Consider the following 16,810-nt stretch of genomic DNA (forward strand, 5'->3'; position numbering starts at 1 on the left):
GTGGTGACGCTCCGGCGGGGATCCGCCGGGGTGGGGCGGGGCACGATGCGCCCCGCCCCACCGAGGTGGGTGGACCCCTTAGCCCTCGAGGGCCGCGGTCAGGTCCGTGATCATCTTGTTCCAGGTGTCGACCGGGTCGGCGCCCTTGATGATCTTCGCCTCAGCGGCGTTCCAGAAGTCCCACACCGAGCCCATCTCGGGGATCGACGGCATCGGGACGCCCTGCTCGGCCGAGGCCTGGAAGCCCGCGATCGCGTCCGGGAACGGGGCCGACGCGGTGTCGACGCCCTCGAACGCGGGGAGGCGCGGGTCGGCGTCGTACAGCGCCTGCATGGCCTCGGGGGTCGCGATGTAGTTGGTGAGGAAGGTGTTCGCGAGCAGCGCGTTCGCCGACTGCGACGAGACGTAGAAGCCCTGGACGCCCACGAACGGCGCGGCGGTCTCGCCACCGGCCGACGGCACGGGGTTCACGGTGAAGTTGACGTCCGCGAAGTCGCCGAGCGCCCACGGACCGGCCACGGTGTACGCGCAGTCGCCCGAGTTGAAGAGCTCGTTGTTGATCGCGTAGTCGACGGTGGTCGAGAGGTGGCCCGCGCCCTTCTCGCCGTTCTCCGACAGCCAGGTCGCGAAGGCCTCGCCGGCCTCGCCGCCCATGCCGACCTCGGAGGTGTACGAGCCGCCCTCCTGGACGAACACCGGGGCGCCGAACGAGGTCTGGAACGGGTACATGGTGTAGCCGTCGCCGGTCTCGCCGTTGACGTTGATGCAGAACGGGTACTTGGCGCCGGACTCCTCGCCCGCGGCGATCATGTCGTCCCACGTGGCGGGCGCCTCCTCACCGACCAGGTCGGTGTTCTGGATGAGCGCCACGGCCTCGGTCGAGTACGGCATGCCGTAGACCTGGCCGTCGTAGGTCATGGCGTCGACCGCGACCTGCGAGAAGCTCGAGGCGTTCTCGCCGAGGTCGACCGTGTTGACCACGCCGTCCGTGACGAGCGCGCCCAGCCAGTCGTGCGCGCCGATGGTGATGTCCGGGCCCTCGCCGGTGGGGACCTGGGCGAGGAAGTCCGCACGGATGTCCTCGAAGTTCTTCACGACGAGGTCGACGGTCGCGCCGGTCTCCTCCTCGAACGTGGCCGCGGCGGCCTCGATCGCGGGCTGGCGGTTCTCGTCCGTCCAGATGGTGAGGGTGAGGCCCGACGCGTCGATGGCGTCGCTGGTCTCGGAGGCGGTCGGCTCCGCCGACATCGCGTCCGAGGGCTCGTCCGCCGGGGTGCCCGAGGAGCAGGCGGCGAGCAGGGCGACCGAGGTCGCGACCACGGCCACCTTTCCGATCGTGTTACGCATGGTTACTTCCTTCCAGAGTGGAGCCACATTGCGCGCCTCTGGTGAGATCGCGTCTCTGCGACAGGTTACTTCCGAGTCGGGACCCCCTGCCGGGCGCCCCAGGTCTTCAGCTGTGTTCGAGAGGTCTGGGATCGGGCCCGACGCAGTCCGGGCCCTCCCCACGGGTCAGTCCCCTCCACCTCCGGACATGCGCGCGGTGCGGACCACGGCGACGCCGCCGCCCTGCACCTCGAGCTCTCCATCGGTCTCGGCACCCGTGAGCAGGTCGATGCCTGCCACCGGGATCCGAGCTGCGTCGTCACCGTGGTTGACGGCGATGACGAAGTCCTCAGCCGCGCCGTGCCGCGTCACGACCTCGAGCGTCTCGGGCAGCCCCGAGGCCTCGATGCCGGCGTCGGTGTAGACCGCGTCGAACACGGTCGTCAGCGCCTCCACGGACAGGCGGGTGCCGACGTACCAGCCGACCCCCTGACCGTGGGTGTTGCGGGTGATCGCGGGCTTGCCGATGCCGGGGCCGGAGATGTTCTCCGCCACCACCTCGGCGCCCACGAGCGCGATGTCCTCCTGCCACACGTCCGACGGCAGCTCGACCGCGTCGCCGCGCGTCCAGCGCACCGCGGCGGTCTCGCCCTCGCGCAGCGGCAGGAACTCCTCGACGGTGAGGCCCAGGGCGTCGCGCAGCGGCGCGACGAACCCGCCCTCGTGGACCGCATCGTTCTCATTCACGATCCCCGAGAAGAAGTTGACCAGCAGCGTGCCGCCGCCCTCGACGTAGCGCGTGAGGTTCGCGGCGGACGATGCGGTGAGCAGGTACGAGGCGGGCGCCACCACGAGCTTGTAGCCCGACAGGTCGTGCGACGGGTAGGCGAAGTCGACGGTCACGCCGTCGCGCCACAGGCGCTCATAGAAGGCGCGCATGCGCTCACGGAACTGGACGTCGTCCGAGGGCCTCCACTCGAGGTCCTGCGCCCACAGCGACTCCCAGTCGTAGAGCACGGCCACGTCGGCCCGGACCTCCGCGCCGCGCACGTCGGCCACATCCTGCAGGTGGCCGCCCAGCTCGACGACCTCGCGGAACACGCGCGACTCGGCACCGGCGTGCGGGAGCATCGCCGAGTGGAACTTCTCCGCGCCCGAGCGCGAGGCGCGCCACTGGAAGAACATGATCGCGTCGGCACCGCGACCCAGGTGCGTGAGCGCGTTGCGGCGCATCTCCCCCGGACGCTTCGCCGTGTTGCGGCCCTGCCAGTTGACGGCGGAGGTCGAGTGCTCCATGAGGATCCACGGCTTGCCGCCGGCGACGGAGCGCGTGAGGTCGGCGGACAGCGCGAGGCCCACGTGCGCGTCGGGGTCGGGCGACCAGAGGTAGTGGTCGTCGGAGACGACGTCGACCAGCTCGGCCCACTTCCACAGGTCGGTGTTCCACGACTGGTGGGCCATGAAGTTGGTGGTGATCGGCTGCGCGGCGTGCGCGCGGATCGCGTCGCGCTCCACCACGAAGCACTCGCGGAGCTGATCGTCGGTGAAGCGCGCCCAGTCGAGCTTCATCGCCGGGTTGACGATGGTCGGCGTCGCGGCGGGGGCGACCACGTGCTCCCAGTCGTCGTAGCGCTGACCCCAGAACGCGGTGCCCCACGCGGCGTTGAGCCCCTCGAGGGTGCTGTAGCGCTCCTGCAGCCACCGCTGCCACGAGGCGACGGCGCGCGGGCCGAAGTCCTCGGCCACCGGCACGCCGTACTCGTTGTGGATGTGCCACATCACCACGGCCGGGTGGTCGCCGTAGCGCTTCGCGAGCTCGCCGGCCATGCGGGCGATGGCCTCGCGGTACTCGGGGGCGGCGTGCGACGCCATGCCGCGCGAGCCGAAGCCCATCACGGTGCCGTTCTTGTCGGTGACGCGCGCCTCGGGGTACTGGTGGAAGAACCACGCCGGCGGCGAGACGCTCGGGGTGCCGAGGTCCGCGGCGATGCCGTTGGCGTGGAGCAGGTCGAGCAGATCGTCCATCCACGCGAAGTCGTAGAGGCCCTCCTTGGGCTCGAGCATCGCCCACGAGAAGATGCCGACGGAGACGAGGTTGACCCCCGCCTCGCGCATGAGACGCACGTCCTCGTCCCACGTCTCGCGCGGCCACTGCTCGGGGTTGTAGTCGCCTCCATAGGCGAGACCCTCGACGCGGGGCCAGCTCGCTGCTGCCGTCATGACACTCCTCGCGGCCCCGTGAGGAGCCTCATACTGCGGCGGCCACCCTTGGCCGCCCCTACTGGGACCGTTCACAGTTCTATATCCCAGGGGCCCGCCTGCGCAAGTCGGAGAGTCGCGCGTTACCCATTCGGATACGTCCCGTTATCGAACTGTGACCGCGCACAACCTCCCTTGGATGCAAGCGGTTACATTCAACCGTGGGCCACACCTTACATCGTCATGGGCGATCCGCAAGCCGCAGGGGTCCCGGCACCGCGTCGAGAGGCCCTCACGGGGACGGAACCCGCTGGCACGGGCCGGGACGCGCCGCGCGCCACCCAGGTACCCATCGCACGGAGTTCCGAGTAGGTTCGGGGCATGGCCCCCTCTGCTGAGACGTCCATCGGTCGCATCCCCATCGTGGGGGTCCAGCCCTCCCTCGAGGAGGGCCGCTGGGCCGCGCGCGCCGTGGTGGGCGAGGCGGTGCCGATCACGGCGACGATCTTCCGCGAGGGGCACGATGCCGAGGGCGCCACCGTCGTGGTGACCCGGCCCGACGGCCGCCACGAGCGCCTGCCGATGCCGCTCGACGACTGGGGCACCAGCCGGTACCGCGCCGCGTTCATCCCCCGGCACGAGGGGCTCCACTCCTTCCGCGTCGAGGCCTGGTCGGATCCCGTCTCCACGTGGCTGCACGCCGCCGAGGTCAAGGTCCACGCGGGCGTCGACGTCCAGCTCATGCTGGACGAGGGCGTGCTCGTGCTCACGCGCGCGCTCAGCACGGTGCGGCACACTCCCGCACGCAAGGCGCTGCTCGAGCGGGCGATCGCGTCGCTCGAGGACGGCTCCCTCGACCCCGAGGCCCGCCTCGCCCCCGCATCGTCCCCCGAGCTCAAGGCCGCCCTCACCGCGGCACCGCTGCGGGACGACGTCACCACGTCGCGCGAGTACCCGCTCCTGGTCCAGCGCGAGCGGGCGCTGTTCTCGGCCTGGTACGAGATCTTCCCCCGCTCCGAGGGTGCTCGCCTCAACAAGCGAACCGGCGAGTGGCACTCCGGCACGTTCACCACCGCGGCGAAGCGGCTTCCGGCGATCGCGGACATGGGCTTCGACGTCGTCTACCTCACGCCGATCCACCCGATCGGCCTCACGCATCGCAAAGGCCGCAACAACTCGCTCAAGGCCGAGCCGGGCGACCCCGGCAGCCCCTACGCGATCGGCGGCGCCGAGGGCGGCCATGACGCGGTCCACCCCGACCTGGGCACGATGCGCGGGTTCAGGGCCTTCGTCAAGGCGGCGCGGAGCGTGGGGCTCGAGGTCGCGCTCGACGTCGCGCTCCAGTGCTCCCCCGACCACCCCTGGGTGAAGGACCACCCGGAGTGGTTCACCACGCGGCTCGACGGCACCATCGCGTACGCCGAGAACCCGCCCAAGAAGTACCAGGACATCTATCCGCTCAACTTCGACAACGATCCCGAGGGCATCTACCACGCGATCAAGGACATGCTCGAGGTGTGGATCGACGCGGGCGTCACGCTCTTCCGGGTGGACAACCCTCACACCAAGCCTCTGACGTTCTGGGAGCGCCTGCTGCGCGAGATCGCCGAGGCCCACTCCGAGGTGATCTTCCTGTCGGAGGCCTTCACGCGTCCGGCGATGATGCACACGCTCGCGAAGATCGGCTTCCACCAGAGCTACACGTACTTCACGTGGCGCCAGAGCGCCGAGGAGATGGGCGAGTACCTCGAGGAGATCTCCGGGGACTCGTCCTTCTACATGCGCCCCAACTTCTGGCCGACCACGCACGACATCCTCACGCCGGACATGCAGCACGGCGGGCCCGCCCTGTGGCGCATGCGCGCCGTGCTCGCCGCGACCGGCTCGCCCTCGTACGGCATCTACACCGGCTACGAGCTCGTCGAGAACGTGCCCCGCCCGGGCGTCGAGGAGCAGATCGACAACGAGAAGTACGAGTTCAAGCCGCGCGACTGGGCGGACGCGGACCGCTACGGCATCGCGAGCCTGTTCCGGACGCTCAACCGCACGCGCGCCAAGCACCCCGCGCTGCGCCGCCTGCGCGGCCTGACGGTGCATCCGACGACCAACCCCGAGATCCTATGCTTCTCGCGCCACGTGCCGGCCGAGGAGTCGCCCACGGGGAAGGCCGACACAGTCATCGTCGTCGCGAGCTTCGACCCGCACCACGTGCAGTCGGGCGTGGTGACGCTCGACCTCGCGGCCATCGGGCTCGCCGACGACGCTCGGCTGGTGGTCGACGACGTCGTGGGCGGCGCGACCTACACGTGGAGCCGCGACTTCTACGTCCGGCTCGACCCCGCCACCTCGCTGTCCCACGTCGCGGTGGTGCGACCCTCATGACCTCCTCCCCTTCCCTCCCGACTGGACGGTGCTGATGCCTCGACGCCTGGACCCCGCCGTGCTCGCCGACATCGCGCGCGGCACGCACCACGATCCGCACGCCGTGCTGGGGCCGCACCCCGTCGCCGGCGGTGCCGTGATCCGGGTGCTGCGCCCGCTCGCCGACGCGGTGGAGATCGAGACCCTCGACGGGCGCTTCCCCGCCGAGCACGAGCACCACGGGATCTGGACGGCGCAGGTGCCCGGCGACGGTGTGCCGGACTACCGCATCCACGCGACCTACGGCGAGTCGAGCTCGGTGGCGGACGACCCGTACCGGTTCCTGCCGCTGCTCGGCGAACTCGACCTGCACCTCATCCGCGAGGGACGGCACGAGCGCCTGTGGGAGGTCCTCGGCGCGAACGTGCGGCGGCTCGAGTCCGTCCTCGGCGACGTGGTGGGCACCGACTTCGCCGTGTGGGCGCCCAACGCGCGCGCCGTGCGCGTGGTCGGCGAGTTCAACAGCTGGCAGGGCGCGACGCACGCGATGCGCACGCTCGGCGCCTCCGGCATCTGGGAGCTGTTCATCCCCGGGGTCGCCGCCGGCACCAAGTACAAGTTCGAGATCCTCGACAAGAACGGGCACTGGCGCCAGAAGGCCGACCCGATGGCGCGCCGCACGGAGACGCCGCCCGCGACGGCGTCGGTGGTCGACGAGTCCGCCTACGCGTGGGGCGACGGCGAGTGGATGGAACGCCGCGCATCGTCCGCGCCGCACCGCAGCGCCATGAGCGTCTACGAGGTCCACCTCGGCTCGTGGCGCCAGGGCCTGGGGTACGTCGAACTCGCCGAGCAGCTCACCGCGTACGTGTCCGAGATGGGCTTCACCCACGTCGAGTTCCTGCCCGTGATGGAGCACCCCTTCGGCGGATCGTGGGGCTACCAGGTGTCCGGGTACTACGCCCCGACCGCGCGCTTCGGCTCTCCCGACGAGCTGCGCCACCTCATCGACACGCTCCACCAGGCCGGCATCGGCGTGCTGCTCGACTGGGTGCCCGGCCACTTCCCCAAGGACGAGTGGGCGCTCGGGCGCTTCGACGGCACGCCGCTGTACGAACACCCGGACCCGCTGCGCGGCGAGCAGCCCGACTGGGGCACCTTCATCTTCGACTTCGGCCGCGCCGAGGTGCGCAACTTCCTCGTCGCGAACGCCGTCTACTGGCTCCAGGAGTTCCACGCCGACGGGCTGCGCGTCGACGCCGTCGCGTCGATGCTCTACCTCGACTACTCGCGCGAGGCCGGGCAGTGGCGGCCCAACGTCCACGGCGGCCGCGAGAACCTCGACGCGATCGCCTTCCTGCAGGAGACGAACGCGACCGCGTACCGGGCCTCACCCGGCATCGTCATGATCGCCGAGGAGTCCACCGCGTGGCCCGGCGTGACCGCGCCGACCAGCCAGGGCGGGCTCGGCTTCGGGCTCAAGTGGAACATGGGGTGGATGAACGACACGCTGCGGTACGCGAGCGAGGCCCCGGTGCATCGCTCGTACCACCACCACACGGTGACGTTCTCGCTCATGTACGCGTTCTCCGAGCACTTCATGCTGCCGCTGTCGCACGACGAGGTGGTGCACGGCAAGGGCTCGCTCGTCGACCGGCTGCCGGGCGACCACTGGCGGAAGATGGCCGGCCTGCGGGCGCTCCTCGCGTACCAGTGGACGCACCCGGGCAAGCAGCTGCTGTTCATGGGGTGCGAGTTCGGCCAGTACGCCGAGTGGTCCGAGGGCCGCTCCCTCGACTGGTGGCATCTCGAGGACCGCCTTCACGAGGGCGTGCGGCGCATGGTCGCGGACCTCAACGGGCTCTACAAGGGCGCGCCGGAGCTGTTCGAGCGCGACTCCGACGCCGGCGGGTTCCGGTGGATCGACGCGGACGACTCGCGCCGCAACACCCTCGCCTACCTGCGCCTCGACGATGCGGGCAACCCGCTCGCGGTGGTGGTGAACTTCGCGGGCGTGCCCCACGAGCGCTACGCGTTGCCGCTGCCCCTCGCGGGCGGGTGGGACGAGGTGTTCAACACCGACGCCGAGGCGTACGGCGGCTCGGGCGTGGGCAACCTCGGCCACGTCGAGGCGCACGCGCGCACGATGCACGGCTTCCCCGCGGTGGCGGAGATCCGGGTGCCGCCGCTGGGCGCGGTGGTCCTGCGCCCGTCACGCTGACCCCCTCCCTGACAGTCGCAACGGAGTTCGCGGCGACACGCCGCGACATCGGGGACGATGCGCCGGTGGCCCGGCGCGTCGTCCCCGATTCCGTTGTCAGCGTCAGCGGGGAGGAGGGCTCAGTAGAGCGCGGAGGCGAGCGCCTGGCGGGCCCGCAGCACGCGCGTGTCCGCCGGGTCGACCACGTCGAACAGCTCGAGCAGCCGGGCGCGCACCCGCTCGCGGTCGTCCCCCGCGGTGACCCGCACCAGGTCGACCAGGCGCGCGAACGCATCGTCCAGCATGCCGCCGAGCACGTCCATGTCCGCGACCGCGAGCTGCGCGTCGACGTCGTCGGGCCGCGCGGCGGCCGCCGCGCGCACCTCGCCCAGGTCCGCGGTCCGCGAGCGGGCCATGAGCCGCACCTGCGACCGGCCGGCGCGCGCGTCGGCGTCCTTGGGATTCTCGCGGAGCGCGCGGTCGTAGGCGTCCTCGGCGGCCTCGAGGTCGCCCCGCTCGATCGCGTCGAACGCCTCCTGGTGGAGCGGAGGCAGCGGCGGCTCGGCCGCCGCCTCGGGCGACGCCGGCGCGTCGGCGAGACCCTCGGCCGCGCCCATCTGCCGCGCGGCGGCGACCACCTGGCCCAGCACCTCGTCGATCTGCTCGCGCGAGGCGGCGCCCTGGAACAGCGGCGCGGGCCGGCCGCCGATGAGGGCGACGGCCGCGGGCACGGCGCGGATCTGGAAGGCCTGCGCGATGGCCGGCTGCGCGTCGACGTCGCAGGCCGCGGCGGTGACGCCGAGCGCGGCCGCCGCGCTCTCGAGCGTGCGCGCCAGCTCCTCGCTCTGCGGCGACGCGTCCGAGACGAACGCGATCACCACGGGCCGCTGCAGCGACTGCTGCGCGAGCTCCTGGAAGGCGGCCTCGTCGATGGTCGCGAGGCCCGAGTCGGCGCGCCGCGAGCGTGCCGCGAGCGCGGCCAGGTCGACGGCGCCGCGCATGGCGCCGGGGATGTCGGTCATGGGTCTCCTCAGTCGGGTCGGCCGGGCTACTTCGCCTCGACGCGGATCAGGTGATGGTCGGCCGCGACGACGGCGGGCTTCGCGTCCTCGGCGCCCTCGGCCGGGACATGGATCACCACCAGGTCACGATAGGTGTGCGTGACGCGGTCCTTGAGCTTGCCGGACACCAGCGACTTGTCCGCATCCGAGATCGACACGGTGGCGCCGCCCTTGACCCGCAGCGAGGACCTCACGACGATCGGGGCGAACACGAGCGCACCGCCGTCCGCGGTCGCGATCGCATAGGTGTCCTCGGCGCGCGACGTGATGGTGTCGACGTACGAGCCGTCACCCTTCTTCGCGGCCGTGTTGAGCACCTTGCGCGCCGCGAACAGGCGGTCGCGGAAGGTGTCGGGCGCGAACTCGTCGGCGAGGTCGCTCTTCGCGCCCTCGTCGAGCAGCGTGAGGTAGTCGTCGACCACCTGCTGGGGCGACGGGCTCACCGCATCGCTGTCGAGGGCGAGCTGGCTCGAGCCGACCGCGACGCCCGGCATCGCGGGAAGCGTCGCGCCGGGCACCATGTGCGCCCAGTCCTGGAGCTGGTACTCGGAGTCCACGTCCTCCTGCAGCCACAGGAGCACCACGGGCGTCGAGTCCTCCGGCGCCTCGGACACGCCCACCATCATGCGCGGGAACACCCCCTCGGCGGACACGTAGACCGCCTGCATGGTCGAGGGGATCGTCTCGAGCGCGGCCTTGTCCCCCGCCTCCGCGAGCGTGTACTGCGCGGCGCGCACGCGCGGCACCACGCCGCCGACGCGCTCTCCGAGCAGGTCCGCGTCCTTCGCCTCGTCCGCCGCCGCGAGCTCCTCGAAGGTCGCCGGGACGATGCGGTCGACCTGGGTCTGGGTGATCGCCGACGTCTCCGCCGCGTCCGGCGCGGGGACCGCCGGCGGGACGTCGGGGGTGCAGCCCGCGAGCACCACGAGCCCGAGCGCGATCGCGCCTGCCGCCGCTGCGTGCCGCCTCATGCGCGCTCCTCCCGGTCGTGGTCCTCGCCCGGCGCGGTCGCCTCCGGCGCCTCGTCCACCACGGGCACCTCGCCCGTCGCGGGGTCCTGCTCAGCCGTCACCGTCGGGATCCCTCCCGAGGCGGTGAGGGCCTCTCTGCGCTCGCGTCGCCCACCGGGAGACGCGGGCGCGGCCGCCTTGCGGCCGGCGACGGCCGTCTCGACCTTCGAGCCGGCGTGGCGGTGGTCGATGAACATCATCACGAGCGCGATGAGGCCCACGAGCGCCAGGAACCCGCCCCACAGCTTGAGAGGTGTCACCCAGCCGTCGTTGACCACGCGGTCGATGCGCATGGACACGGAGCCGAGCGGCGATCCGTCGGCGGACTCGACCACGATCGCGAGGCCGATGGGCAGCTCGTCGGTCTCGAGCGTGAGCTCGCCGTCGGCGGACCACGAGTCGCGCCAGATGTCCGCGATGGCGGGCTCGGCATCGGGCTCGGCGGACGCTGACGGGGATGCCGACGCGTCCGGCTCGGCAGCGGCGCTCTCCTCGCCCGAGGGGGAGGACGATGCGCTGGGCTCGGCGGAACCCGATGCCGTGGGGGCGGGCGAGGCCGACGGCTCGGGTGCGGCGAAGGGCTCGGTGGCCAGGTCATCCCACGTGGGGACGCCCGTGACGACCGTCACATCGCGCGAGGCGGCCCACGCCTCGGCGTCCTCCACGCGCCCCGAGTAGGCGGTGATCTCGCCGGTGCCGTCGATGGTGATCGAGCCGCCCGGCGCCATCGCGACCATCTCGGGGCCGAGGAGCACGGCCGAGGTGTCGAGCGAGGCAGATGGGGTGCCGAAGGCCGCCGGGCGCATCGCGTCGGCGATCAGTCCGCCGATCAGGAGGAGCAGCCCGAGCGCGCCCGCGATCAGCGCGGTGGTGCGCAAAGTCACGTGTGTCTCCGTTCGTCTCGCTGTTCACTCTACGAGACTTGCGGCCGATGCCGCCGTCGGCGACTTTGTTCAGGGCCGCGCACGGGCACTACCCTGAGGGGCGAATGCGAGACGTGCGCGGGCCCCCTCCGCGCAATCGAGGAGAGTCATGGCCGAAGAGAACCTGCCGTTCCCGCTTGCGATGCGCGGCTACGACCGGGAGGCCGTCGCCGCCCACATCGCACGCCTCGAGGACGCGGCTCGCGAGCAGGCAGGCGCTGCGGACGAGGCGCGACGCGAGGCACAGCAGGCGCGATCCTCCCTCGACGAGGCGCAGAAGGCTCTCCGCGAGTCCGAGCAGCCCACCTACAAGGGCCTGGGCGCCCGCGTCGAGCAGCTCCTGCGATCCGCGGAGGAGCAGTCCTCCGACGTCATCGCCCGCGCGAACACCCACGCGCAGGACACCGTGGCCCGCGCGAACGTCGCCGCCCAGCAGCTGCGGGCCCGCGCCGACAACGAGGTCGCCGAGATCCTCGCGCAGAGCCGCCGCGAGGCCGACGAGATCAAGACGCAGGCGGAGCACCTCGCCGCGGGGGTCCGCGAGGGCGCCGAGCGCCAGGCCGGCGAGGCCGTGGAGCGCGCGCAGCGCGAGGCCGAGCGGATCCGGTCCGCGGCCGAGGCCGAGGCCGCTGAGGTGCGCGCCACCGGCGAGCGTGAGGCGCACACCGTCCGCGCGACCGTCGAGCGCGAGACCACCGAGCTGCGCGTCTCGAGCCAGCGCGAGGCTCAGGACCTCATCGACGAGGCACGTGCCGATGCGGAGCAGAAGCTCGCCCACGCGCACCAGGAGTCGAGCCGTCTGCGTGACGAGGCCGCCGCCTTCCTCGCCGCCTCGCACACCGAGGTCGACGAGCTCACCGAGGCGACCCGCGTCGAGACCGAGCGTCTCAAGGCCGATGCCGCGCGCATCGTCGCCGAGTCCCGCGACGAGGCCGTCGCGACCCGCAAGGCGGCCGAGGCCGCCGCCGGCGCCGCGATCGGCGAGGCCGAGCGCGAGGCCGCGAACCTGCGCGCCGTCGCCGAGGCCGAGGCCTCCGACATGCGCATCTCCGCCGAGAGCGACGCCTCGACGATGCGCAACGACGCCTCCGCCGTCCTGGCGCAGGCCACCGAGGAGGCGCAGGAGACGCGCGACGCGGCCGAGGCCGCCGCGAGCGAGCTCCGGCGCACCGTGGCGGACGAGGTCGCGCAGCTGCGCTCGCTCGCCGAGCGCGAGACGGGCCACCAGCGTCGCGAGGCCGACGCGTACGTCGCCGACCTGCGCCACGCCGCCACCGAGGAGGTCGCGCAGCTGCGCCACACCGCCGAGCAGGAGGCGGCCGAGGTGCGCGCCATCGCGGCTCGCGAGTCGGCCGCGGTGCGGACCGCGGCGCAGACCGAGGCGACCGAGCTCCGCGACAGCTCGGAGGCGTACTCCGCCGAGCTCCGTCAGGAGACCGAGGCGTGGGTCGCGCACCTGCGCCAGGAGACCGAGGCCGCCACCACGGCCGAGCGCCGCGACGCCGAGACCTACGCCGCGGGCCTGCGCAAGGAGACCGAGGCCTGGGCGACCAGCGAGCGCCGCGACGCGGAGAGCTATGCCGCGGGCCTGCGCAAGGAGACCGACGCCTGGGCCGCCGCGCTGCGCGACGAGACCGAGGGATGGGCCGCCGCGCTGCGCGACGAGACCGAGGGATGGGCCGCCCGCACGCACGAGGCCGTCGAGTCCGAGGTCGCGGCGCTGCGCAAGGACACCGATGCGACGCTCGCCGCGCTCCGCAAGGAGACCGAGGCCTGGGACACCGACCTGCGCCAGGCGACCGAGGCCTGGGCCGCCGAGCTGCGTCACGACACCGAGACGTGGGACATCGACCTGCGCCAGGCGACCACGGACGAGCTGGCCGCGGAGCGCGCGGCGCTCGCCGCGTGGGTGGTCGCGCAGCGCCAGGAGACCGAGGCCTTCGACGCGGACACGCGTCGCGAGGCGGACGCCTACGCCGGCGAGACGCGCCGCGCCGCCGACGCCTACGCGACCAAGGAGCGCCAGGGCGCCGAGGCCTACGCGGCCGAGCAGCACCGCGCCGCGGACGCTTACGCCGCGCAGCAGCGCCGCGAGGCCGACGCGTACGCCGCGCAGCAGCGCCGCGACGCCGACGCGTACGCGACCAAGGTGCGCGAGACCGCCGACGAGGAGGTCACGGAGCTGCGCGACGCCGTGGCGGCGGAGATCGCGGAGCTGCGCCAGGCGGCCACCGCGGACGCCGACGCCGAGCGCGCCGAGGCGGAGGCGCACCTCAAGGAGGCGCGCCGCCAGGCCGCCGACACGCGCCGCACCGCGGACGAGGAGGTCTCCGCGCTGCGCGCCCTCGCGGCCACGGAGACCCTCCAGCTGCGCCAGGCCGCGGACGCGGAGACCGGCGAGCTGCGCGCGACCGTCAACGCCGAGCTCGCCGAGCTGCGCTCGGCCGCCGACGCCGACGCGACGCGCCTCACCCGCGAGGCGGAGGCCGCGCTGGGCAAGGCGCAGCAGCAGGCGTCCGACCTGCGAGCGACGTCCGAGCGCGAGGCCAAGGACACGATCACCAACGGCCGCACCGAGGCCGAGCGCCTGGTCCAGGCGGCGACCGTCGAGGCGACCCGGCTGCGCGACGAGGCCCAGGCGGCCGCGGAGGCCGCGCACGAGGACGCCCGCCGGACGCGCGAGGACCTCGAGCTCGACGTCGCGACCAAGCGCGAGCAGGCCGAGCGCGAGCTCACCCAGCGCCACGAGGAGGCCACGGCCGAGACGGCCGCGATGGTCGCGGACGCGAAGCGCCGGACCGCCGACGCCGAGGACCGCCTCAGCGCGACGCTCGAGCGCGCCGAGGCCGTCCGCCGCGAGGCGGAGGTCCACTCCCAGACGCTGCTCACCAACGCGCGCAACAACGCCGACGAGATCGTCTCGGAGGCGCGCGAGCACGCCGAGGCGATCATCTCGGAGGCCGTCAGCGACGCCGAGCGCGAGCGCACCATGGCGGCGCGCGAGGTCGACGAGCTCAACCGCCAGCGCGAGTCCATCACCACGTACCTCGACGACCTGCGCGGGCTGCTGTCCTCCGACCCGGTGGGCAACCTCGCGCGCGCGACCCGGCTCCAGGCGGAGCACGACGCCGAGGCCGAGCGCACCGAGGCCTAGCCGTGGACGCGCGCGACGACCGTCTCGCCATGGCCGACGCGCTCGAGCGTCGCCGCCAGGCGGAGTCGCGCGCGGCAGCCGCGCTGCTCGAGGGCTTCGTGCGCGACGCGACCACGGCCGGCATCGTCCCCGAGCGGCTCACCGCCCGCACGTATGACGGCCGCACGCGGGTCCGCACCTCCGTCACGGGCTGGTACCTCAAGCGCGACCGGTCGGTCGGCGTGGACACCGCGGCGCGCTTCTACGTGCTGTCGACGCCCGGCGGGCTCGCCGAGCGCCTGCGCGGCGCGGCGCTGTCGCCATCGGATCCGCCGCTCGAGCTCGGCCGGGGCGCACGTGACGGCGAGTCGCTGCCGCTCGCCGAGGCCCTGGAGAAGCGGCTGACCGGCGGGAACGCCTGGGGCTGAGCCCCGCGCGCCCGGAGGCGGGTCGCGCCTGAGGGCGCACGATGGCGGGGGCACCTCACGCCCCCCTCGTGGTGAGGTGCCCCCGCACCAGCATGGTGGCACGGACGAACGTCGCGCGCCACACTCTTGGTGCAAATTTCACATACCGGTAACGCGCGCACGCACGAAACCGTCAGGAATCGCCGTCCGCGCTCCCGATCAGCGCCGCGACCAGCGCGGATACGGGCCCCGGCTCCTCGAACGCGCACAGGTGGCCCACGCCGGGCAGGACCGTCGCCTCCACCCCGAGCGCGGCGGCCATCTCGTGCGCCGCCGCCTCCCCGGCGATCGCATCGTGCTCCCCGACCGCGACGAACGCGGGCACGTCGAGCGCGGCGAGCACCTCGGTGCGATCGGGACGCGCCGCCATGGCGCGCTGACCCCACGCGATGCCGTCGCCGCCGTGCCGCGCGATGTTCGCGGCGACCGCCGCGACGAGCGCCTCCCGCGCCTCGCCCCGGGTGCCCACGAGCCCTTCGGCGGCCGCACGAGGGTCGGGGTGCCCGGCGGCGCCCTCGACGGAGTCGGCGAGCGCGAGGCGCGCCTCCCGCGCCTCGTCCGTGTCCGCCGCGGCCTTGGTCCCGAGCAGGCCGAGCCCCGCGACGGCCTCGGGATGCCGCTCGGCCACCGCCATCGCGATGTAGCCGCCCATGGAGCAGCCGACCCACACCGCGCTGTCGTGACCCGTCACCTCGCGCATCGCGAGCACCGCGGCGTCGGCGATGAGCTCGAGCGAGGGCTCGTCGTCGGGCAGCGGCATGTCGCCGATGCCGGGCACGTCGAACGTGATGATGTCCCCCGGCAGATCCGGGAGCGCCTCGAGCAGCGGATCCCACTGGGAACGGTCGACCGGGAAGGCGTTGAGGAGGACCAGGGGCGTGCCGTCGGGGACGAGGCTCACGGGAGGCTCCTTCGCGAGGTGGCGGGTGTCCTGCGACTCATTCCACCATGGCGGCGGGCACCGCGTCGGGCAACGGCGCGCGGTCGGGCGCCACGCGCGCGACGATCGCGTCGTGGACGATGCGCACGTAGCGCTCCCCCACCCACAGGTGCTTCGCCTCGGGCACGGGGACCAGCTCGAGCTGGGTGAGCGGCGCGAAGCGCTCGCGCGCCTCCTCCGGCTGCAGGAAGTCGTCGTGCTCGGGCACCAGGGCGGTCACGGGCCTGCCGGTGGCGGCCCAGCGCCGCATGTCCTCCTCGGTCGCACGATGCAGCGGCGGGGACAGCAGGATCGCCCCCTCCACGTCGAGGTCGGCGCCATGCATGAGCGCGAGCTCGGTCCCGAAGCTCCAGCCGACGAGCCACCGGTGCGGCAGCCCGCGGCTCACCGCGAAGTCGACGGCGGCACGCACGTCCGCCGCCTCCGTCACGCCCTCGCCGAACTCGCCTTCGCTGGTGCCGCGCGGCGAGGACGTACCGCGCGTGTTGAAGCGGAGCACCGCGAGGCCGGCGAGCGCGGGCAGGCGCCACGCGGCCTTGCGGTACACGTGCGAGTCCATGAAGCCGCCGTGCGTCGGCAGCGGATGCAGCGTGATGAGCGTGCCGGTGACGGGTCCGTGCGCGGGCAGCGCGAGCTCGCCCACCAGGGTGAGCCCGTCCTCGGTGCGCAGCGTGATCTCCTCGCGGTCCGCGGGCAGCACCGTCATCGAGCGCAGCTCGACCAGCTCACCGTGATCCTCGGTCATCCTGTCCTCTCTCGGCGTCCTCAGCGGGTGCGCCCGAAGCCCTGCCAGCAGCCGGTGTGCCAGTGCCGGCGCGCGTCGGCGGCCGCCTCGGCGCCCATGATGCTCTCGACGGGCCAGGCCACCACGTGCTGGACCTCGCCCGAGATCTCGCCCTGGCATCCGGGGCACACGAAGGTCCGGTCCGTCGGTCGCGGGATCGCGACGTAGAAGTCCTCGCCCCGAGGGCCGCGCTCGATCCGCGCGCGGTTGCCCCGCACGCGGTCGACGTCGAGCTCCTCGTGGGGCCTGCCGTACGGGCGCTTGGAGGAGCGACGACCGGAAGGCATGCGGCCCAGTCTACGGGCGGACGATGCGTGGCCCGCCTGGTCGCCGCATCGTCCCCGCGGTCGCCGCATCCGCGCCGCCGTCCACCAGCGCCGCTGTCGGAGACTGCAGCGACCGATCC

Annotated in this window: 12 protein-coding genes; 4 read left to right on the forward strand and 8 right to left on the reverse strand. The window is 73.1% G+C overall.

Translation table 11 applies throughout. From position 1 onward, the window contains the following. Positions 1–78: 78 nt before the first annotated feature. Positions 79–1,347, reverse strand: coding sequence for a sugar ABC transporter substrate-binding protein (locus AOM09_RS07565; protein ID WP_062386310.1), 1,269 nt, complete (start codon positions 1,345–1,347; stop codon positions 79–81). Between the two features lie 165 nt (positions 1,348–1,512). Next, entirely contained in the window at positions 1,513–3,546 is a 2,034-nt protein-coding gene (locus tag AOM09_RS07570) for a beta-galactosidase (protein ID WP_062386314.1), read from the reverse strand. Positions 3,547–3,906: 360 nt separating this feature from the next. Here AOM09_RS07570 and AOM09_RS07575 point away from each other — a divergent pair, with 360 nt between their 5' ends. Together AOM09_RS07575 and glgB are read left to right on the forward strand one after the other, a co-directional pair. After that, positions 3,907–5,907: an alpha-1,4-glucan--maltose-1-phosphate maltosyltransferase gene (locus tag AOM09_RS07575; RefSeq protein WP_062386317.1), complete on the forward strand. Its 2,001-nt coding sequence runs from the start codon at positions 3,907–3,909 to the stop codon at positions 5,905–5,907. Positions 5,908–5,941: 34 nt separating this feature from the next. Then, complete coding sequence (gene glgB / locus AOM09_RS07580) at positions 5,942–8,107, forward strand: 1,4-alpha-glucan branching protein GlgB (RefSeq protein WP_062386318.1); 2,166 nt, start codon at positions 5,942–5,944, stop codon at positions 8,105–8,107. A gap of 119 nt (positions 8,108–8,226) precedes the next feature. Here glgB and AOM09_RS07585 read toward each other — a convergent pair whose 3' ends face one another. The 3 genes from AOM09_RS07585 to AOM09_RS07595 are packed head-to-tail and all read right to left on the reverse strand — an operon-like array spanning position 8,227 to position 11,041. Next, positions 8,227–9,108, reverse strand: coding sequence for a tetratricopeptide repeat protein (locus AOM09_RS07585; RefSeq protein ID WP_062386322.1), 882 nt, complete (start codon positions 9,106–9,108; stop codon positions 8,227–8,229). 26 nt (positions 9,109–9,134) lie between these two features. Further along, positions 9,135–10,118 carry a DUF8094 domain-containing protein gene (locus AOM09_RS07590; RefSeq protein ID WP_062386325.1) on the reverse strand — a complete coding sequence of 328 codons (984 nt, stop codon included), beginning with the start codon at positions 10,116–10,118 and terminating at the stop codon, positions 9,135–9,137. Continuing rightward, positions 10,115–11,041, reverse strand: coding sequence for a hypothetical protein (locus AOM09_RS07595; RefSeq protein WP_156162287.1), 927 nt, complete (start codon positions 11,039–11,041; stop codon positions 10,115–10,117). The genes AOM09_RS07590 and AOM09_RS07595 overlap by 4 nt, the downstream gene beginning before the upstream one ends. A 148-nt stretch (positions 11,042–11,189) precedes the next feature. On the opposite strand from AOM09_RS07595, the gene AOM09_RS07600 reads away from it, so the two are divergent. Both AOM09_RS07600 and AOM09_RS07605 read left to right on the forward strand, forming a co-directional pair. Then, on the forward strand, positions 11,190–14,234 hold the full coding sequence (locus AOM09_RS07600) for a hypothetical protein (protein ID WP_062386333.1): 3,045 nt from the start codon (positions 11,190–11,192) through the stop codon (positions 14,232–14,234). 29 nt (positions 14,235–14,263) lie between these two features. Then, positions 14,264–14,641: a hypothetical protein gene (locus tag AOM09_RS07605; protein WP_062386572.1), complete on the forward strand. Its 378-nt coding sequence runs from the start codon at positions 14,264–14,266 to the stop codon at positions 14,639–14,641. 172 nt (positions 14,642–14,813) lie between these two features. Here AOM09_RS07605 and AOM09_RS07610 read toward each other — a convergent pair whose 3' ends face one another. The 3 genes from AOM09_RS07610 to AOM09_RS07620 are packed head-to-tail and all read right to left on the reverse strand — an operon-like array spanning position 14,814 to position 16,691. Next, entirely contained in the window at positions 14,814–15,581 is a 768-nt protein-coding gene (locus AOM09_RS07610) for an alpha/beta fold hydrolase (RefSeq protein ID WP_062386337.1), read from the reverse strand. A 37-nt stretch (positions 15,582–15,618) separates the two neighbouring features. Then, positions 15,619–16,365, reverse strand: coding sequence for an alpha/beta hydrolase (locus AOM09_RS07615; RefSeq protein WP_062386340.1), 747 nt, complete (start codon positions 16,363–16,365; stop codon positions 15,619–15,621). Between the two features lie 20 nt (positions 16,366–16,385). Then, positions 16,386–16,691: an Rv1322 family protein gene (locus tag AOM09_RS07620; RefSeq protein ID WP_062386343.1), complete on the reverse strand. Its 306-nt coding sequence runs from the start codon at positions 16,689–16,691 to the stop codon at positions 16,386–16,388. Between the last annotated feature and the right edge of the window lie 119 nt (positions 16,692–16,810).

Origin of the sequence: Demequina iriomotensis, from assembly GCF_000971395.1 — a bacterium.
GTDB classification, from domain to species: Bacteria; Actinomycetota; Actinomycetes; order Actinomycetales; family Demequinaceae; genus Demequina; species Demequina iriomotensis.